The following is a 17,135-nucleotide window of genomic DNA, read 5'->3' on the forward strand; positions in this document are numbered from 1 at the left end:
AGGGGCCTCGACTCACGGCACCGAGCGGATCTTCACCACCAGGGCGCTGCCGACCAGGGTGACCACGGCGGTGACCGCGTAGAGCGTGGGGTAACCGCCCAGGTACACCACGAGTGGGGCGGACAGTGCCGGGCCGAGCACCTGCGGCGCGGAGTTGGCGATGTTGATGACGCCGAGGTCCTTGGCCCGGTCGGTGGCCCGGGGCAGCACCTGGGTGATCAACGCGGCGTCCACCGACAGGTACACGCCGTAGCCGGCGCCGAGCAGCAGCGCGGCGACGATCGCCATCGGCCAGACCGGCGCGACCGCGAGCAGCAGCGCCGCCACCGCCATGATCAGCCCCGAGACGATCACGTAGACCTTGCGGCGGCCGGAGCGGTCCGACAGTCGGCCGGCGACCACCGCGGTCAGCATCATGCCGAGCGTGTAGAGCAGGATCAGCACCAGCAGCCCACCCTCGGGGTCGGGGTGGCGCACCCCGTCGGTGAGGAAGTACAGCAGGTAGAGGGTGCCCAGCGCGTTGCCGAGCTGGACCAGGAACCGGGTGATCCAGGCCCAGGCGAAATCCGGGTGCCGCCGCGGGCTGATCCACATCGAGGCGAGCAGCGCCCGGGTGCGCAGCACGGGTCGATGTGTACGCGGCAGCGGCTCGTCGGCAGTGAACAGCGCGAACGGCAGCGACAGCAACAGGATGGCCACCGCGATGGACAGGTAGCCGGCCGCGTTTCCGGTGACCACGGCGGTGACCAGCACCGCGCCGAGCACCAGTCCGAGCGCCTGCGGAATGCCCACCCAACCCGAGACACCGCCGCGCTGCGTGACCGGCACCCGGTCCGGGATGGCCGCGCTGAGGCTGGCCAGCATGGCGTTGAAGCAGACCTGCGCGGCCACCCAGCCGAGGGCCACCCCGAGGATGGTCCGTTGCTGTGCCAGCAGCACCAGGGCTACCGCGCCGAGCAGCGCCCCGCCGGCGGTCCAGACGTGCCGGCGGCCGAACTCACGGCCGGCCACCCGCAGGCAGGTTCGGTCGGAGAGGGCTCCCGCGAGGGGGTTGGCGAGCACCGCGGCCAGAGCGCCGAGGCCGGTGACCACCGCCAGCATGTTCTCCTTGTCGCCGGGCGCGATCTGCTCGATCTGCTGCGGCAGCAGCACCTGGATCGGCGTGAAGAACGCCATCCAGACCCCGAGGTTGGCCGCGAAGATCAGACCGATCCAGCCGCGCCGCACCGGCGCGGTCGGCTCGGCGAGCGCGGCCGGCAGCGACGCCGGCGTCGGGTCGAGGGTGGTCACCGCGCCGACCCGTCCCGGGAGGCCGCGATCACGTCCCGCAACCAGGTGTACGACGACTTCGGCGTACGCGCCTGGGTGGCGTAGTCGACGTGCACCAGCCCGAAGCGCTTGGTGAACCCCTCGGCCCACTCCCAGTTGTCCAGCAACGACCAGACGAAGTACCCGCGTACGTCCACCCCGTCGTCGATGGCGGCCCGCACCGCCCGCAGGTGCCCGTCGAGGTACGCGACGCGCTCCGGATCGGCCACCTGCCCGCCCGCGTCCGGTGCGTCGTCGTACGCGCAGCCGTTCTCGGTGATCTCGATGGGCGGCAGGGCGTCGCCGTAGGTGTCGCGCAGCCAGCCGAGCAGCTCGCGCAGCCCGTCGGGGGCCACCGGCCAGTCGAAGGCGGTCCGCGGGTAGCCGTCCAGCGGCACCAGGTCGAACGGCAGTGGTGAGCCCTCCTCGGCCGCCCGTACCCCGGTGGGGTTGTAGTAGTTGACCCCGAGCACGTCGATCGGCGCGGCGATGGTGTCGAGGTCGCCGGGGTGGACGAGGCCCGGGTCGAAGCCGGGCAGTTCCGGGTAGCCGCGGCCGAGCAGCGGGTCGGTGAAGAGCCGGTTGTGCAGCGCCTCGTACGCGGCCCCGGCGGCCCGGTCGGCGTCGCGGTCACCGAGCACGCGCACCGGTGAGTAGTTGTTGGCGATCGCCACCGGGCTGCTGGTGCGGGCCCGCAGCGCGGCGACCGCGAGCCCGTGCCCGAGCAGTTGGTGGTGGGCGACCGGAAAGGCGTCGAAGAGCAGTGTCCGGCCGGGAGCGTGCTCGCCCATGCCGTACCCGAGGCTCATGTGGATGAACGGCTCGTTCAGGGTGATCCAGAGCCGGACCCGGTCGCCGAGTCGGGCGGCGGTCAGGTCGGCGTACTCGGCGAACCGGGCGGCGGTGTCGCGGTGCAGCCAGCCACCGGCGTCTTCGAGAGGTTGCGGCAGGTCCCAGTGGTAGAGCGTCGCCACCGGGTCGACGCCGGCGGCCAGCAACTCGTCCACCAGTCGGTCGTAGAAGTCGAGGCCGGCCGGGTTGGCCGGGCCGGCGCCGGTGGGCCGCACCCGGGGCCAGGCGATCGAGAACCGGTACGCGTCGACGCCGAGGCCGGCCATCAGCGCGACGTCCTCGGCGTGGCGGTGGTAGTGGTCGCAGGTGACGTCGCCGTTGCTGCCGTCGCTGATCCGTCCGGGGGAGTGCGCGAACGTGTCCCAGATGGACGGACCGCGCCCGTCGGCAGTGGCGGCGCCCTCGATCTGGTGGGCCGAGGTGGAGACGCCCCAGCGGAAGCCAGCGGGGAACTCCGGCATCGGTGCTGTCGACATGCGCCCTCCCGGTCAACGTGAAACGTGCTCGGGACTTTAGGGCGCTCTCCATCGATGCGCCATAGGCCGGCCTGGCGCAATCCGCAATGGTTGATCGGCGTGTTTTTTTCAAACCCGTCCAGGTAAGTCCGATTTAGCGCATAGAGTGCCGATATCGTGTGATGTCCTCACCGGAGGAAGACGGAAATGATCCTCGTTGAACGCAGTGCGCACGTGGCGGCGCCAATTGAAGTGGTCTGGGATGTTGTCCAGCGGGCCGAGCAGTTGCCGGCCTGGCTGGCCGGGGTCCGCGCGGCCGAAGTGCTCTCGGGAGAGGGCTTCGGTCGGCGACAACTGGTCCAGGCGGGGCGCGGCTCGGCGCATGAGGCCGAGGTGATCGCCTACCAGGAGCCGACGCTCATCGGCTGGCGGGAACGGGCCAAGGGCGCCGGTGCTCGTGCGGAGGCGCGCACCGAGATCTACGTCCAGCTCACCACCGACGAGGAGGAGGGCGGGACCATCGTGCGACTCATCGTGGTCCGCTGGCCGGCCGGCCCGGTCAAGGCGGCCCTGCTGCGCCTCGGACTGCGTCGGGTCGGCGCCGACCTGGAGGACTCGCTGGCCCGGCTCACCGACCTGGCCGCCGTCGGCTGACGAGCGCCCATCCTCCCGGCGTCACCCGCGACGGCGGTGGTCCGGATCCCCGCCAGGGACCCCGGACCACCGCCGCTCCGTACACCGAGAAGGGCCCGGCGCGGGTGCGCCGGGCCCTTCTGTCTGGTGCTGGATCAGCTGTCGCCGCCGGTCTCGCCGACCGGGGCGGCGTTGACGTCGTCGATCGCGTACTTCTTGGCGGCCTCGGCCGGTACGCCGGCCGCCACCGCGCCGCTGCGGGCCAACTGCCGCAGCGTGGCCACCACGATCGACTCCGCGTCGACGTGGAAGTGCCGGCGCAGCGCGTGCCGGGTGTCCGACATGCCGAAGCCGTCGGTGCCGAGCGACGTGTAGTCGCCGGGCACCCAGCGGGCGATCAGGTCCGGCACCGCCCGCATCCAGTCGCTGACCGCGACCTTCGGCCCGTCCGCGTCGGCCAGCTTCTGCGCGATGTACGGCACCTTCGCCTCGGCGCCCGGGTTGAGGAGGTTGTACTCCTCGGTCTCCACCGCGTCGCGGCGCAGCTCGGTCCAGGAGGTCACCGACCAGACATCGGCGGCCACCCCCCAGTCCTGGGCGAGCAACTGCTGGGCCTTGAGCGCCCACTGCATGCCGGTGCCCGAGGCGAGCACGTTGGCCTTCGGGCCGTCGACCTGCGGCGCCGGGGAGTAGCGGTAGATGCCCTTGAGCAGGCCCTCCACGTCCACCCCGGCCGGCTCGGCCGGCTGGAGGATCGGCTCGTTGTAGACGGTCAGGTAGTAGAAGACGTTCTCCTGCGCGTCCCCGTACATCCGGTGCAGGCCGTGCTCCATGATGTGCGCGATCTCGAAGGAGAACGCCGGGTCGTACGCGACCACTGCCGGGTTGGTGGCGGCGATCAGCATCGAGTGGCCGTCCTCGTGCTGGAGGCCCTCACCGTTGAGCGTGGTCCGACCCGCGGTGGCGCCGAGCAGGAAGCCCCGCGCCATCTGGTCGGCAGCCGCCCACAGCCCGTCGGCGGTCCGCTGGAACCCGAACATCGAGTAGAAGATGTACATCGGGATCATCGGCTCGTCGTGCGTGGCGTACGACGAACCCGCGGCGGTGAACGAGGCGACCGAGCCGGCCTCGTTGATCCCCTCGTGCAGGATCTGCCCGGTGGTCGACTCCTTGTACGACAGGAACAGCTCCCGGTCGACAGAGGTGTAGCGCTGGCCGTGCGGCGAGTAGATCTTCGCGGTGGGGAAGATCGAGTCGAGGCCGAAGGTGCGGGCCTCGTCCGGGATGATCGGCACCCAGCGCTTGCCGAACTCCTTGTCCTTCATGACGTCCTTGAGCAGGCGGACGAAGGCCATCGTGGTGGCCACCTTCTGCTTGCCCGAGCCGCGCTTGACGTCGGCGAACCGCTCCGGGCCGGGGATGGCCAGGCGCTTGGTGCTGGTCCGCCGGGACGGCAGGTACCCGCCGAGCTGCTCGCGCCGCTCCTTCAGGTACTGGATCTCGTCCGACTTCTCACCCGGGTTGTAGTACGGCGGCAGGTACGGGTTGTCCTCCAGCGCCTTGTCCGGGATGTCCAGGTAGAGGCGGTCGCGGAAGGTCTTCAGATCCTCAAGCGTCAGCTTCTTCATCTGGTGGGTCGCGTTGCGGCCCTCGAAGTGCGAGCCGAGCGTCCAACCCTTGATCGTCTTGGCCAGGATGACGGTGGGCTGACCGGTGTGCTCGGTGGCCGCCTTGTAGGCCGCGTAGAGCTTGCGGTAGTCGTGCCCACCCCGCTTGAGGTTCCAGATCTCGTCGTCGCTCAGCGGGTCGACCATCTTGCGGGTCCGCGCGTCGCGGCCGAAGAAGTGCTCCCGCACGTACGCGCCGGACTCGGCCTTGTAGGTCTGGTAGTCACCGTCGGTCGTGGTGTTCATGAGGTTGACGAGCGCGCCGTCGGTGTCCGCGGCGAGCAGCGGGTCCCACTCGCGGCCCCAGACCACCTTGATGACGTTCCAACCGGCGCCCCGGAAGAACGCCTCCAGCTCCTGCATGACCTTGCCGTTGCCCCGGACCGGGCCGTCCAGCCGCTGGAGGTTGCAGTTGATCACGAAGGTGAGGTTGTCCAACTCCTCGCGGGCGGCCACGCCGATGGCACCGAGCGTCTCCGGCTCGTCCATCTCGCCGTCGCCGAGGAACGCCCAGACGTGCTGCTGCGAGGTGTCCTTGATGCCGCGGTGCTGCAGGTACCTGTTGAACCGGGCCTGGTAGATCGCGTTCAGACCGCCGAGACCCATCGAGACGGTGGGGAACTCCCAGAAGTCCGGCATCAGCCGCGGGTGCGGGTACGACGGCAGCCCACCGCCGGGGTGCGACAACTCCTGGCGGAACCCGTCGAGCTGGTGCTCGCTGAGCCGCCCCTCCAGGAACGCCCGCGCGTACATGCCGGGGGAGGCGTGACCCTGGTAGAAGATGTGGTCGCCGCCGCCGGGGTGGTTCTTGCCCCGGAAGAAGTGGTTGAAGCCCACCTCGTAGAGCGACGCCGAGCTGGCGAAGGTCGAGATGTGCCCGCCGACGCCGATCTCCGGGCGCTGCGCCCGGTGCACCAGCATGGCGGCGTTCCACCGGACGTACGCCCGGATCCGCCGCTCGACGTGCTCGTCACCCGGGAACCACGGTTCGCGCTCCGACGGGATGGTGTTGATGTAGTCGGTGGTGGTCAGGGGCGGAACCCCGACCTGACGCTCACGGGCCCGCTCCAGCAGGCGCAGCATGACGTAGCGGGCGCGTTTGGCACCGCGTTCGTCGATGACACCGTCAAGCGACTCGACCCATTCGCTTGTCTCTTCAGGGTCGATGTCCGGAAGCTGGCTCGGTAGGCCGTCGCTGATCACCGGGCGCTTGCGTTCCGTAGCCACAGGCGTTCCCTCGGTTGTGTGTGGGATAGGTCTCTAGCGCCATCCTGCCCCCTGGTGGCACCCCTCGTCACGTCTAGGTCCCCCGGACGCGATGCTGAACACAGGTACCCGCCGGTAACTTAGGGCGACGGAGGCGTCCGGCCCTTGTCCGGGCTTCCTACCGCGGGTGGCGGTGGCGGCGGCTCCTGACCCGCGCCTGCGGCAGAATGCGACGTATGCGCAGCGACGTGATCACCGTCCAGACCGGGTCCCGCCCGACCGTCCGGGACATCACCGCAGAGGCCCAGCAGTTCGTCTCCAGCGAGGGCGACGGCCTGCTGCACGTCTTCGTGCCGCACGCCACCGCCGGCCTGGCGATCATCGAAACCGGGTCGGGCTCGGACGACGACCTGCTCAGCGCGTTGGACGACCTGCTGCCCACGACAGATCGGTGGCGACACCGGCACGGCTCGCCCGGTCACGGCCGCGACCACGTGCTGCCGGCGTTCGTCCCGCCGTACGCCACGCTGCCGGTGCTCGGCGGACGGCTGGCGCTCGGCACCTGGCAGTCCATCTGCCTGGTCGACACCAACGGCGACAACCCCACCCGCCAGGTCCGCTTCTCCTTCATCCCCGGCTGAGCGTGCCCCGCCCCGCCCCGCCCGGCCCCGCCCCGCACCTGCAAGATCCGCACAACTTCCCCGAAACTGCCGCCTCGGCCGGTGCTGAGGCACCAGTTTCCCTGATGTTGCGCGGATCTTGACGGCCGGCGGGCCGGGGGCGGTGTCCACACGCTGAGCTGGCGGAACGGTGTGCTGCGTACGATGTGGCAGTGACGCAGGACGTGGTCTCCGCAGCGGGTGGACCGGTGGATCGGGCCGGTCTCGCCGACGACGTGGTGCGCCGGATGGCCCAGGTGACCACCGCGCTGCGACACCGACAGGGCGCCGCGTTCGCTCGGTTGGGGCTCACCCCCGCTACGGCCCGGGCGCTGCACGAGCTGGATCCGGACCACCCGCTGCCGGCCCGCGACCTCGCCGAGCGGTTGGGTTGCGACAGGTCGAACGTGACAGTGCTCGTGGACAAGCTGGAGCAGGCCGGGCTGGTTCAGCGCCACACCGACCCGACGGACCGTCGGCAGAAGACGCTCGTGGTGACCGGGGAGGGTCGGGGCGTGCGGGACCGGGTGACCGAGGTGATGTCCGACTCCCGACTCCTGTCCGGGCTCACCGACCGGGAGCTGAGCACCCTTCGTGACCTGGTCCGGAAGGTGTCCGACGGTGACGGTCCGGAGCCCTGCGGGCCGGAGTGAGTCGACAGGCGCCGATCGTGTCCCACTGGGCGACCAGGGCCCCCGTCGGTAATGCTGTCCCACGTGACAACCCCGCAAGACCTCGACGACCGGTTCCGGGAGACGCTGGCGGCGCTGCCCGCCGCGGGGCGGCGGCGTGACCCCGCCGACCCGGTCAACGACGATGCCCCACTGACCGGCGCGCAGGTGCTGGACCTGTTCGACGCCCAGGTGACCAGCCGGCAACTCGACCTGGCCGGCCGGTGGCTGCGCAGCTTCGGGGAGGGTTTCTACACGATCGGCTCGGCCGGGCACGAGGGCAACGCCGCGGTCGCCGCCGCGCTGCGCCCCACCGATCCGGCGCTGCTGCACTACCGCTCCGGCGCCTTCTACTGCCTCCGGGCCGCGCAGGCCGCCGCCGGCGCAGCACCGACCGCCGACCCGAAGCCGCCCGGGTCCGTGCCGCCCGACCCCGAGCGGTTGACCGACCCTGAGTCGCTGATCGACCCCGGGCGGCCGACCGACTCCGAGCCGACCGACCCCGAGCCGACCGACCCCCGGCCCACCGGGTCCGAGCCGCCCATCGGCGGGTTCGCGCCGTACGCGGACGCCGCCCGGGACGTGCTGCGCGGGATGGTCGCCTCCAGCCAGGAGCCGCTCGCCGGCGGCCGGCACAAGGTGTTCGGCCGGGCCGATCTGGCCATCGTGCCGACCACCTCCACCATCGCCTCGCACCTGCCCCGCGCGGTCGGCATGGGACTGGCCGTGGAACGGCTGCGCCGGCTGGACAGCGCCGGGCGGCGTACCGGGGCCGGGGTGCGGGTTGGCAGCGGCGCGGGCGCCGCAACCGCCCCGTGGCCCCCGGACGCGATAGTGGTCTGCTCGTTCGGCGACGCCTCGGTCAACCACGCCAGCGCCACCGCCGCGTTCAACACCGCCGGCTGGTACGACCACGCCGGCCTGCGCATTCCGGTGCTGTTCGTCTGTGAGGACAACGGGCTGGGCATCAGCGTCCGCTCACCTGAGGGCTGGGTCGAGGCGACCCTGCGGGCCAGGCCGGGCATCCGCTACTTCAGCGCGGACGGGGCGGACCCGGTGCAGACGTACGCGGTGGCGGCGGAGGCCGCGACCTGGGTACGCCGTAACCGGCGGCCGGCAGTGCTGCACCTGCGCACGGTACGGCTGATGGGGCACGCCGGGGCGGACGCGGAGTCGGCGTACCGAAGCCCGGCCGAGCTGGCCGAGGACCTGGACCGGGACCCGGTGGTCGCCACCGCGCGGCTGCTCGTCGACGCCGGTGTGGCCACCGGCGAGGAGTTGCTGGCCCGGTACGACGAGACCGGCTGGCAGGTCCGCCGGCTGGCCGAGGAGGTGCTGGGCGAGCCGAAGCTGGCCTCCGCGGCCGACGTGGTGTCGGCGCTGGCGCCCCGCCGTCCGGTGCGGGTGGCGCGGGCGGTTGGCGACGCCGCGGCGCGGGCCAGCGGGCCCGGCGCGGGCGCCCGGGCGGAGGCGTTCGGGGGCAAGCCGCCGGAGCTGGCCGGCCCGATGACCCTGGCGCAGAGCATCAACGCGGCGCTCGCCGACGGGATGCTCGACCACCCGCAGATGGCGATCTTCGGTGAGGACGTGGCCGCCAAGGGTGGCGTGTACGGGGTGACGAAGGGGCTGCGGGACCGTTTCGGGGCGGCCCGGGTCTTCGACACGCTGCTCGACGAGACGTCGGTGTTGGGGCTGGGCCTGGGCGCGGGGTTGGCCGGGATGCTGCCGGTGCCGGAGATCCAGTACCTGGCGTACCTGCACAACGCCGAGGACCAACTGCGCGGCGAGGCGGCCACCATGCAGTTCTTCTCGCGGGGGGCGTTCCGTAACCCGATGGTCGTCCGGGTGGCCGGGCTGGCGTACCAGGAGGGGTTCGGCGGGCACTTCCACAACGACAACTCAGTGGCCGTACTCCGGGATGTGCCGGGTCTGGTGGTCGCGGTGCCGGCACGGCCGGACGACGCCGCGCCGATGCTGCGGACCTGCCTGGCCAGCGCGGCGGTGGACGGCAGCGTCTGCGTGTTCGTGGAGCCGATCGCGCTCTACCACACCCGCGACCTGTACGCCGATGGCGACGGGGAGTGGCTGGCCGGCTATCCGGAGCCGGGTGCGTGGGTTTCCGGGCACGTGCCGATCGGTCGGGCCCGGGTCTACCGGGTCGGTTCGGCCGACGACCTGACCATCATCACCTTCGGTAACGGGGTGCGGATGTCGCTGCGGGCCGCGGCTGTCCTCGCCGAGGAGGGCGTGGGCACCCGGGTGGTGGACCTGCGCTGGCTGGCGCCGCTGCCGGTGGCCGACATCATCCGGGAGTCCTCGGCGACCGGCCGGGTGCTGGTGGTGGACGAGACACGCCGCTCCGGCGGGGTGGGTGAGGGAGTCATCGCCGCCCTGGTCGACGCCGGATATGTGGGAGCCGCGCGGCGCGTGGCGGGAGTTGACTCGTTTGTACCATTAGGTCCGGCAGCACGTCAGGTTCTGGTCTCCGCGGAAGCCATTACCGACGGTGCCCGTACGCTGCTGGCACGGTAAATTCCGTTCCACCCGGTGCGCCACTTGCGCGCGGACGCACAACTGTGTGGACTTTGCCTGACGGCGTCGCACCGACGCCGCGAGCAGGGACGAGATGAGGAGGCACGCGACAGTGAGCGCGACCGCTGGTCAGGCCGCCGACGGGGTACGCAGCCTGGCGGACCGGTTCGGAATCGAACCGGGGATGGTCGTCATGGAGATGGGGTACGACGACGACGTCGACCAGGATCTCCGGGACGCCCTGACCGACCGCTGTGGAGAGCTGGTCGACGAGGACACCGACGAGGTGGTCGACGCGGTGCTTGTCTGGTACCGCGACGGCGACGGTGACCTCTTCGAACTTCTCGTCGATGCCCTCGGCCCGCTGGCCGACAACGGGGTCGTGTGGCTTCTCACCCCGAAGGCGGGGCGTGACGGGCACGTCGAGCCGAGCGAGGTCGCGGAGTCCGCGCCCACCGCCGGCCTTCAGCAGACCTCGACCGTCAACGCCGGCCGGGACTGGAGCGGCGCACGTCTGGTGCTGCGCCGAGGGGCCAAGGCCAAGAAGTAGCCCGCGCCGCTTCGCCGGCCCGGCGGTCCGCACCGTCGGGTGGCAGGCTGGTGCCGTTCCCCCGACTCGACCCGAGGAGAGTACGCATGCCCATCGAGGTTGGTGCCGAGGCGCCGGACTTCGTCCTGAAGGACCAGAACAACCAGGAAGTCCGACTCTCGGACTTTCGGGGCAGGCGCACCGTGCTGCTGGTCTTCTACCCGTTCGCCTTCACCGGCACCTGCCAGGGTGAGCTGTGCGAGGTGCGGGACAACCTCGACGCGTACGTGAACGACGACGTCCAGGTGTTGACGGTCAGTGTCGACTCGGTCTTCAGCCACAAGGTCTGGGCCGACCGGGAGGGCTACCAGTTCCCGATGCTCGCCGACTTCTGGCCGCACGGTGCCGTCGCCCAGGCGTACGGGGTCTTCAACGACGCCGGCGGCTTCGCCAACCGGGGCACCTTCGTCATCGACAAGGCCGGCGTGGTCCGCTTCGCCGAGATGAACGGTCCGGGCGAGGCCCGCGACCAGCAGGGCTGGCGCAAGGCCATCGCCGAAGCGGCCGGCTGACCGGAGTACGCCGTGCGCCGGGGCCGGCGGCGAGCAAGGTAAGCTTGCCAGCCACCGGCCCGCCGCACGGGCGATCCGGGCGCGTAGCTCAGTGGGAGAGCACCCGCCTTACAAGCGGGGGGTCGCAGGTTCGAAACCTGCCGCGCCCACCCTTCAGCACAGGTGTCCAGGCGACGACCGCGAGGTGTGGCTTGACCGCACCCGATAACCTTCGCGGCTATGGGCGCGATCAAGCCGTGGCACCTCGCGATTCTCAGTCTCTGTTGTCTGCTCCCGTCGGCGGCGGCGATCGTCGGTGGAGTCTGGGCCGTACGCCGAAACCGCACCCGGCGCTGAGTCGCGGCACGTGATCGATCGTTTGTCGGCGGGTCAGCTTCCTGCGCTCAGCGTCCGCAGCAGTGTGGTGCGCAGCGCGTCGGCCGCCTCGGTCGGGGACATCCGGCCGGCGTCCACCTCCTCGCCGGCGGCGTGCCCGATCTTGATGGTGACCGTGGCGAGCCACTCGGCCGGGAGTCCCTTGTCGAACTCGCCGCTCGCCTGACCACGCCGGATCACCCGGCTGATCCGGTCGGCGATCGGTGCGTGGCGTTCCTGGTCGGTGTGCGGGCTCACCGGGAGCGACGCTATCTGCTGGACGAGCCCCGGATGCCGCTCCGCGGTCCGGCTGCCGGCCTGGAGGACACGGATCAGCGCCTCGGCGGCTGATCCGGTGTCCGGGTCGGCGGCGTCCATCGCGGCAACCGCCTCCTGGGTGATCCGGTCGACGACTGCTGCCATCAGGTGCTCGCGAGACGGGAAGTGGGCGTAGACGGTCTGCCGGGTCACCCCGGCCGCGCCGGCGATGGCGTCGAGGCTGGCGTCGGGTTGCGCGTCGAGCAGTCGGGCCGCCGCGTCGAGGATCGCGCCGCTGTTGCGGCGGGCGTCGGCGCGGCGGTTGCGGTCCGCTGAACCACTCATCTCTTACACCTTGCCAAAGTTTCTCGATGGTCTATATCTTACGAGCTGTAAAGATTTAGTGTGATCGCGACGCGACGGCGGGTGACATGGGCGTTTTCGACGGCACCGACCCGAAGAAGTTCATCGCCGACTTCTTCACCTCCTTCATGGGCGATCTGGTTCGCGGTGACGAGGACCCGGCGGTGGTCGTCGACCGCTACCACACGCCCGACATTGTGCAACTCGCCGACGGCAACCTGATGGACCGCACCAAGCTCATCGCGCACAGCCGCCCGGCGCGCAAGCACCAGACCGGCGCCCGCTGGGAGGTGCACGAGGCGATGGCGGACGGAGACCGGATCGCCGCCCGCTACACCCTGCACTTCCAGACCTCCAAACGCGAGGGCAGTGTGGACGTGTACTTCTTCGGGCAGTTCGCCGACGACGGGCGGATGCGACGAGCGCACATGCTCACCCGATCCGTGCCCGTCCGGGCCGGCGACCGGCGGCAGGTGTCGACATGACCGTCAGCAGCTACCGCGTGATCGGTATGGCCTGCGGGCACTGTGCGGGCTTCGTCACCGAGGAGATCGAACGGATTCCCGGTGTCACAGCCGTGTCAGTGGACGTCGAAGGCGACACCGCCACGGTGACGAGCGACAGACCTCTCGACATCGCCGAGGTGCGTGCCGCCGTCGAGGAAGCCGGGTACGAACTGCCCTGACGACTGACCGGGGCCTCGTCCCGCCACAGCCCGACGAGATCTCGTCGGGCATCAGCAGCTGCTGCCCAGGTTGAGCCGCAGGGCGTGCATCGCCACCTCTTCGAACGACTTGTCGAACACCTCGACGCTCACCTCGTCGGCGAGGACCTCGACGAGATCCTCGTGGCAGACCACGAGGAAGTGGCGCAGCTGCCGCCACCCCGAGGGTGTCTCCGGGAACGGCACCCGGTTCTGTGCCTCCAGCCGGCTGGGCCACGGCGACCCCTGCACCTCGTAGAACCCGTACTCCCAGTCGGGGTCGTGGAGAGGATGACCGGACAGCGCCTCGTCATTCGGGTAGCCGAAGAGCACCTGGGCGAAACCGGCGAAGGTCGCCATCGCTATTCGGTGCGGCTGCTGGGTAGCGAAGACGAGGCGGCAGCTCCGCTCGTCCGCCAGCAGCAGCTCACCCGACCCGGCGGGCGACGGAATCACGCCCAGGTCCAGCGAGACCGCCCGTGGCTTCACCCGGGGAATTCTATTCGTGTCCACGCGGAATGGACCTGGCCCGTTGCCGCGCCGGATCCTCGTCGCCCTCGTCGCCCCTGCTCCCGGCCCGGTCCCGACGATCGTCGAGCCATTCGGTGATCCGCTTCCGACCGAGGTTGAGGTGGGGCGGCGCCGGAGGGCGCGACGACGCCGCCCGGGTTCCTCAGCTGGTGAAGCCACCGTCCACATTGATCACCGCGCCGGTCACGTAGCCGGCCTCCGGGCTGGCGAGGTGCGCGACGGTGGCGGCGATGTCGGCGGGGCGAGCGTAGCGGCCGACGGCGGTGAATCCGCTGATGGCCGCTGCGTTCGGTCCGTCCGCCGGGTTGGCGTCCGTGTCCGTCGGGCCGGGGTTGACCAGGTTGACGGTGATGTCCCGTGGGCCAAGCTCGCGGGCCAGGCCGCGGGTCAACCCGACCAGGGCGGTCTTGCTCATCGAGTAGAGCGTCAGCCCGGGAAAGACGGCCCGTTCGCCGACGTTGCTGCCGATGCTGATGATCCGTCCGCCTTCGCCCAGGTGCCGCAGCGCCGCCTGCGCGGCGACGTACGGGGCTCGGATGTTCACCGCGATGGTCCGCTCCACCTCCGCCGTGCCCAACTCGTCCATGGCACCGACAAGGAAGACCGCCGCGTTGTTCACCAGGATGTCCAACCGACCCAGTTCGGCGGCCACCCGGTCGACCGCGCCCCGTACGGCGCTCGGGTCGGCACCGTCGGCCTGCACGGCCAGCGCCCGCCGGCCCAGCGCCTCGATCTGCCGCACCACTGTCGCGGCCCGCTCCGCGTCCTGCCGGTAGGTGAGCGCCACGTCGGCGCCGTCCTGGGCCAGGCGCAGGGCGATGCCGGCCCCGATGCCGCGGGAACCACCGGTCACCAGGGCGACCTTGTCGTTCAGTGTCATCATGCAAACGATCATGTGGCCGTGCCGACCTCCCCGTCTGGCGGCAATCGGACCCCCCGCTCCCACCCCCAGGTCCGATACCCGCGCGCGCCACCCCGCCACCCCGCCACCCCGGCCACTTCCAAGATCCGCGCAACTTCAGGGATCCTGCTGCCTCAACGGCCGACGAGGCAGCAACATCACCGAAGTTGCGCGGATCTTGGAGGTGCGCGTCGGCAAGCCGGATCCGGCGGGGTACCGGCGGGCTGGGCGAACCCGGTGGCGTACCTCGATCGGATCTGCTGCACTCTTCACCGGCGACGAGGGAGGGGAGGATTCGGTGGAGTTGACGCTGACACCGATGACGGAGCAGGACCTGGCCCGGTTGCTCCGGACGCTGGAGCAGGGGTACGCCGAGGACCTGGTCGTGAACCGGGGGTTGACCCCGGAGGCGGCCCTGGAACGGTCCGTCACCCAGATCCGGGAGTCGCTGCCGGCGGGCGCGGCGACCGAGGGAACGCTGCTGCGGTTGGGCCGGGTCGACGACACCGAGATCGGTTGGATCTGGGTGTCCCTGCCGACGTCGGCCGCCCCGGGCCAGGCCTGGATCCACAACATCGAGGTGCATCCCGCGCACCGGGGACGCGGGTACGCACGGCGGATGATCCAGCTCATCGAGGTCGAACTCGCCAAGCACAAGGTGCCCGAGCTGGGCCTGAACGTCTTCGGTACGAACGCTGTCGCGATCGGGCTCTACCAGAGCCTGGGCTTCGAGGTCATCTCGCAGCAGATGGCGAAGCCGATCGCCCCGGCGGGCTGAGCCGGCGCGCCGGCCCGGAGCGACCCGGGACGTCCCCCCGGCAGGACTGTTCACCTGCCCAGCGGGAAACCGGCGCGGACCGCACCTGGGGAGGAGCGACGGATGACGCACGGTGCCGGACTGACCATCGGTGTGCTCGGCTCGTACGGTGGGCGAAACCTCGGCGACGAGGCGATCCTCACCGGCCTGCTCGCCGATCTGCGTTCGCAGGAACCCAACGCCCGGATCATCGTGTTCTCCCGTAACCCCGAGCACACCCGTGCCGCCCACCCGGACGTCGAGGCGGTGCCCTGGGAGGGCGTCAGCCGCACCGACTCCGCCCTGGTCCTGGCCCAGCTCGACCTGCTCATCCTGGGCGGCGGCGGCATCCTCTACGACCGGGAGGCCCGCCGCTACCTGCGGGTGGTTCGGGTCGCCCAGGAGCGCGGCCTCCCCCTGATCACGTACGCGGTGGGGGTGGGGCCGCTCAGCGACGGGGTGGACACCGGCATGGTCCGGGAGACGCTCTCCGGCGCGACCCAGGTGACGGTCCGGGATCAGGAGTCCCGGATGGTGCTGGAGGAGGCAGGTCTGCTGAACCCGATAACGGTCACCGCCGACCCGGCGTTCCTCTTGCAACCCGAGGACTTCCCGGCCCACCTGCTCGCCGAGGAGGGTGTGCCGGTCGGTAAGCGGCTGGTCGGGATCAGCGTGCGGGAGCCGGGGCGGGCCGCCGAGCGGCTCGACGTGGACGGCTACCACCGGCTGCTGGCCCAGATCGGTGACTTCCTGGTGCACCGGATCGACGCGTACGTGCTGTTCGTGCCGATGGAACGCGACGACATCCGGCACGCCCACGGGGTGCTCTCGCACATGGTCGCCGCCGATCACGGTCGGATCCTGCACGGCACCTACTCGCCGCAGCAGGTGCTCGGGCTGATGCGCCACTTCGACCTGGCCGTCGGCATGCGCCTGCACTTCCTGATCTTCGCGGCGATGGTCGGCACACCGTTCCTGCCCCTGCCGTACGCCGGCAAGGTCTTCGACCTCGCCCAGCGACTCGGCGTGCCGGCGCTGCGCGGCGTGGAGCGGGAGGTCGAGGGGCCGCTACTGGCCGAGGTCGACCGGCTGTGGGACGAGCGGGAGCAACGCGCGGAGGCCACGGCCCGCCGGGTGGCGGAGGTGTGCGAGCAGGCGCGGGGCACCTCGGAGGTCACCCGTGGGGTGCTGGAGGGCCTACGCACCCAGGCGCTCACCCGGGTCTGAGTGGGCGCTCACACCGCGGGACCGGTCCACCGGTAACGCCACTCGCCTGCCTCCTCGTGGGCGGTCTCCAGCTCGTAGATCTGTGCCTGCGCCAACCCACCCGGGCCGAGGTGATGGTGGGTCAGCGGTGGACGGCCGTTGCTGTCCAGTTCGACGGTGATGGTCTGCCCGTCCGCCGCGCCGCCGACGAGAAGGATCCGCACGGATGAAGCCATGCGCCCATCCTGCCCGTCGTGCCGCCCGCCCGCAGCGGATAGCGGGGCAGCGGGCGACCCGGCCCGTGGCTAGGGTCGGCGGATGGAGCAGACGATCGATCCGACGCTCGGCCCGGTGCTCGCCCGTACCGGCGACGAGCGTGCCGTACTGGACTCGTTTCTCGACTTCCACCGTGCCGTGCTGCTGCGCAAACTGCGCGGTCTCTCCGATGCCGACGCGGGCCGACGGCTGGTGCCCTCGGCGACCACCCTCGCCGGGCTGGTCAAGCACCTGACCCTGGTCGAGCGCAACTGGTTCCCGACCCTGCTGGCTCCCGAGCCCGGCGACGTCTACCTCACCTCGGAGGAGGACGCGGTGGCGAGCTTCACGCTCGGCGACCAGGACACCGTCGCCGGGCTCACCGAGGCGTACGAGCGGGCCTGCGCACGGTCGAGGGCGATCGCGGCCCGCTTCGACCTCGACCACGTGGTGCCGCACCCGCAGCTCGGCGAGGTGTCGCTGCGCTGGATCCTGGTGCACCTGATCGAGGAGACGGCACGGCACGCCGGTCACGCCGACATCCTGCGCGAGTTGACCGACGGCGAGTCCGGCGCGATCTGAGCGGTGTTGGCACCCGCAGCCGCACGACCGACACGGGTTCACTGAAGTCGGGGTGTCCGGTCTGCTCGGATAGCGCGACATCAGTGAACCCGTGTCGATCAC

18 protein-coding genes and 1 tRNA gene are annotated in these 17,135 nt (G+C 71.0%); 12 read left to right on the top strand and 7 right to left on the bottom strand.

Translation table 11 applies throughout. The annotated features are described in order from the left end of the window. Window positions 1-12 precede the first annotated feature (12 nt). Both AB0F61_RS16060 and AB0F61_RS16065 read right to left on the bottom strand, forming a co-directional pair. Window positions 13-1,290: an MFS transporter gene (locus AB0F61_RS16060; RefSeq protein WP_357809645.1), complete on the bottom strand. Its 1,278-nt coding sequence runs from the start codon at window positions 1,288-1,290 to the stop codon at window positions 13-15. After that, on the bottom strand, window positions 1,287-2,636 hold the full coding sequence (locus tag AB0F61_RS16065) for a GH1 family beta-glucosidase (RefSeq protein WP_357809648.1): 1,350 nt from the start codon (window positions 2,634-2,636) through the stop codon (window positions 1,287-1,289). The genes AB0F61_RS16060 and AB0F61_RS16065 overlap by 4 nt, the downstream gene beginning before the upstream one ends. A gap of 186 nt (window positions 2,637-2,822) precedes the next feature. Here AB0F61_RS16065 and AB0F61_RS16070 point away from each other — a divergent pair, with 186 nt between their 5' ends. Further along, complete coding sequence (locus tag AB0F61_RS16070) at window positions 2,823-3,269, top strand: SRPBCC domain-containing protein (protein WP_269682909.1); 447 nt, start codon at window positions 2,823-2,825, stop codon at window positions 3,267-3,269. Window positions 3,270-3,403: 134 nt separating this feature from the next. Here AB0F61_RS16070 and aceE read toward each other — a convergent pair whose 3' ends face one another. Next, a complete protein-coding gene (aceE, locus tag AB0F61_RS16075) occupies window positions 3,404-6,142 on the bottom strand; it encodes a pyruvate dehydrogenase (acetyl-transferring), homodimeric type (protein WP_357809651.1) in 2,739 nt (912 codons plus the stop codon). A 215-nt stretch (window positions 6,143-6,357) separates the two neighbouring features. Between aceE and AB0F61_RS16080 the strand changes: the two genes are divergently transcribed. The 6 genes from AB0F61_RS16080 to AB0F61_RS16105 all read left to right on the top strand — a co-directional run bounded on the left by AB0F61_RS16080 (window position 6,358) and on the right by AB0F61_RS16105 (window position 11,233). Continuing rightward, window positions 6,358-6,762, top strand: coding sequence for a YjbQ family protein (locus AB0F61_RS16080; protein WP_357809654.1), 405 nt, complete (start codon window positions 6,358-6,360; stop codon window positions 6,760-6,762). A 266-nt stretch (window positions 6,763-7,028) separates the two neighbouring features. Then, window positions 7,029-7,433 carry a MarR family winged helix-turn-helix transcriptional regulator gene (locus AB0F61_RS16085; protein WP_357809861.1) on the top strand — a complete coding sequence of 135 codons (405 nt, stop codon included), beginning with the start codon at window positions 7,029-7,031 and terminating at the stop codon, window positions 7,431-7,433. A 51-nt stretch (window positions 7,434-7,484) separates the two neighbouring features. Further along, complete coding sequence (locus AB0F61_RS16090; protein ID WP_357809656.1) at window positions 7,485-9,983, top strand: thiamine pyrophosphate-dependent enzyme; 2,499 nt, start codon at window positions 7,485-7,487, stop codon at window positions 9,981-9,983. 112 nt (window positions 9,984-10,095) lie between these two features. Next, window positions 10,096-10,533: a DUF3052 domain-containing protein gene (locus AB0F61_RS16095; protein WP_110565654.1), complete on the top strand. Its 438-nt coding sequence runs from the start codon at window positions 10,096-10,098 to the stop codon at window positions 10,531-10,533. 86 nt (window positions 10,534-10,619) lie between these two features. Continuing rightward, window positions 10,620-11,084 (top strand): peroxiredoxin, encoded by a 465-nt coding sequence (locus tag AB0F61_RS16100; RefSeq protein WP_357809659.1) that lies wholly within the window; start codon window positions 10,620-10,622, stop codon window positions 11,082-11,084. 77 nt (window positions 11,085-11,161) lie between these two features. Continuing rightward, window positions 11,162-11,233: transfer RNA gene (locus tag AB0F61_RS16105), tRNA-Val, on the top strand. A gap of 220 nt (window positions 11,234-11,453) precedes the next feature. On the opposite strand, the gene AB0F61_RS16110 is transcribed toward AB0F61_RS16105, so the two are convergent. After that, on the bottom strand, window positions 11,454-12,041 hold the full coding sequence (locus tag AB0F61_RS16110) for a TetR/AcrR family transcriptional regulator (protein ID WP_357809662.1): 588 nt from the start codon (window positions 12,039-12,041) through the stop codon (window positions 11,454-11,456). A gap of 86 nt (window positions 12,042-12,127) precedes the next feature. On the opposite strand from AB0F61_RS16110, the gene AB0F61_RS16115 reads away from it, so the two are divergent. Continuing rightward, a complete protein-coding gene (locus AB0F61_RS16115) occupies window positions 12,128-12,544 on the top strand; it encodes a nuclear transport factor 2 family protein (RefSeq protein ID WP_357809664.1) in 417 nt (138 codons plus the stop codon). Continuing rightward, a complete protein-coding gene (locus tag AB0F61_RS16120) occupies window positions 12,541-12,744 on the top strand; it encodes a heavy-metal-associated domain-containing protein (RefSeq protein WP_357809666.1) in 204 nt (67 codons plus the stop codon). The genes AB0F61_RS16115 and AB0F61_RS16120 overlap by 4 nt, the downstream gene beginning before the upstream one ends. 51 nt (window positions 12,745-12,795) lie before the next feature. Here the strand turns inward: AB0F61_RS16120 and AB0F61_RS16125 are convergent, their stop codons facing one another. Continuing rightward, entirely contained in the window at window positions 12,796-13,251 is a 456-nt protein-coding gene (locus AB0F61_RS16125; protein ID WP_357809669.1) for a hypothetical protein, read from the bottom strand. A gap of 184 nt (window positions 13,252-13,435) precedes the next feature. Next, on the bottom strand, window positions 13,436-14,176 hold the full coding sequence (locus AB0F61_RS16130; RefSeq protein ID WP_357809672.1) for a 3-oxoacyl-ACP reductase family protein: 741 nt from the start codon (window positions 14,174-14,176) through the stop codon (window positions 13,436-13,438). A gap of 337 nt (window positions 14,177-14,513) precedes the next feature. On the opposite strand from AB0F61_RS16130, the gene AB0F61_RS16135 reads away from it, so the two are divergent. Both AB0F61_RS16135 and AB0F61_RS16140 read left to right on the top strand, forming a co-directional pair. Next, a complete protein-coding gene (locus tag AB0F61_RS16135) occupies window positions 14,514-14,972 on the top strand; it encodes an N-acetyltransferase (RefSeq protein ID WP_357809674.1) in 459 nt (152 codons plus the stop codon). A 102-nt stretch (window positions 14,973-15,074) separates the two neighbouring features. Beyond that, window positions 15,075-16,217, top strand: a complete 1,143-nt coding sequence (locus AB0F61_RS16140) for a polysaccharide pyruvyl transferase family protein (protein ID WP_357809678.1) — start codon at window positions 15,075-15,077, stop codon at window positions 16,215-16,217. Window positions 16,218-16,225: 8 nt separating this feature from the next. Here AB0F61_RS16140 and AB0F61_RS16145 read toward each other — a convergent pair whose 3' ends face one another. Further along, entirely contained in the window at window positions 16,226-16,432 is a 207-nt protein-coding gene (locus tag AB0F61_RS16145) for a hypothetical protein (protein WP_357809680.1), read from the bottom strand. An 82-nt stretch (window positions 16,433-16,514) separates the two neighbouring features. Between AB0F61_RS16145 and AB0F61_RS16150 the strand changes: the two genes are divergently transcribed. Beyond that, window positions 16,515-17,033: a DinB family protein gene (locus AB0F61_RS16150; RefSeq protein WP_357809683.1), complete on the top strand. Its 519-nt coding sequence runs from the start codon at window positions 16,515-16,517 to the stop codon at window positions 17,031-17,033. Window positions 17,034-17,135: the final 102 nt, after the last annotated feature.

Origin of the sequence: Micromonospora sp. NPDC023888 (assembly GCF_040639415.1) — a bacterium.
Lineage (GTDB): Bacteria > Actinomycetota > Actinomycetes > Mycobacteriales > Micromonosporaceae > Micromonospora.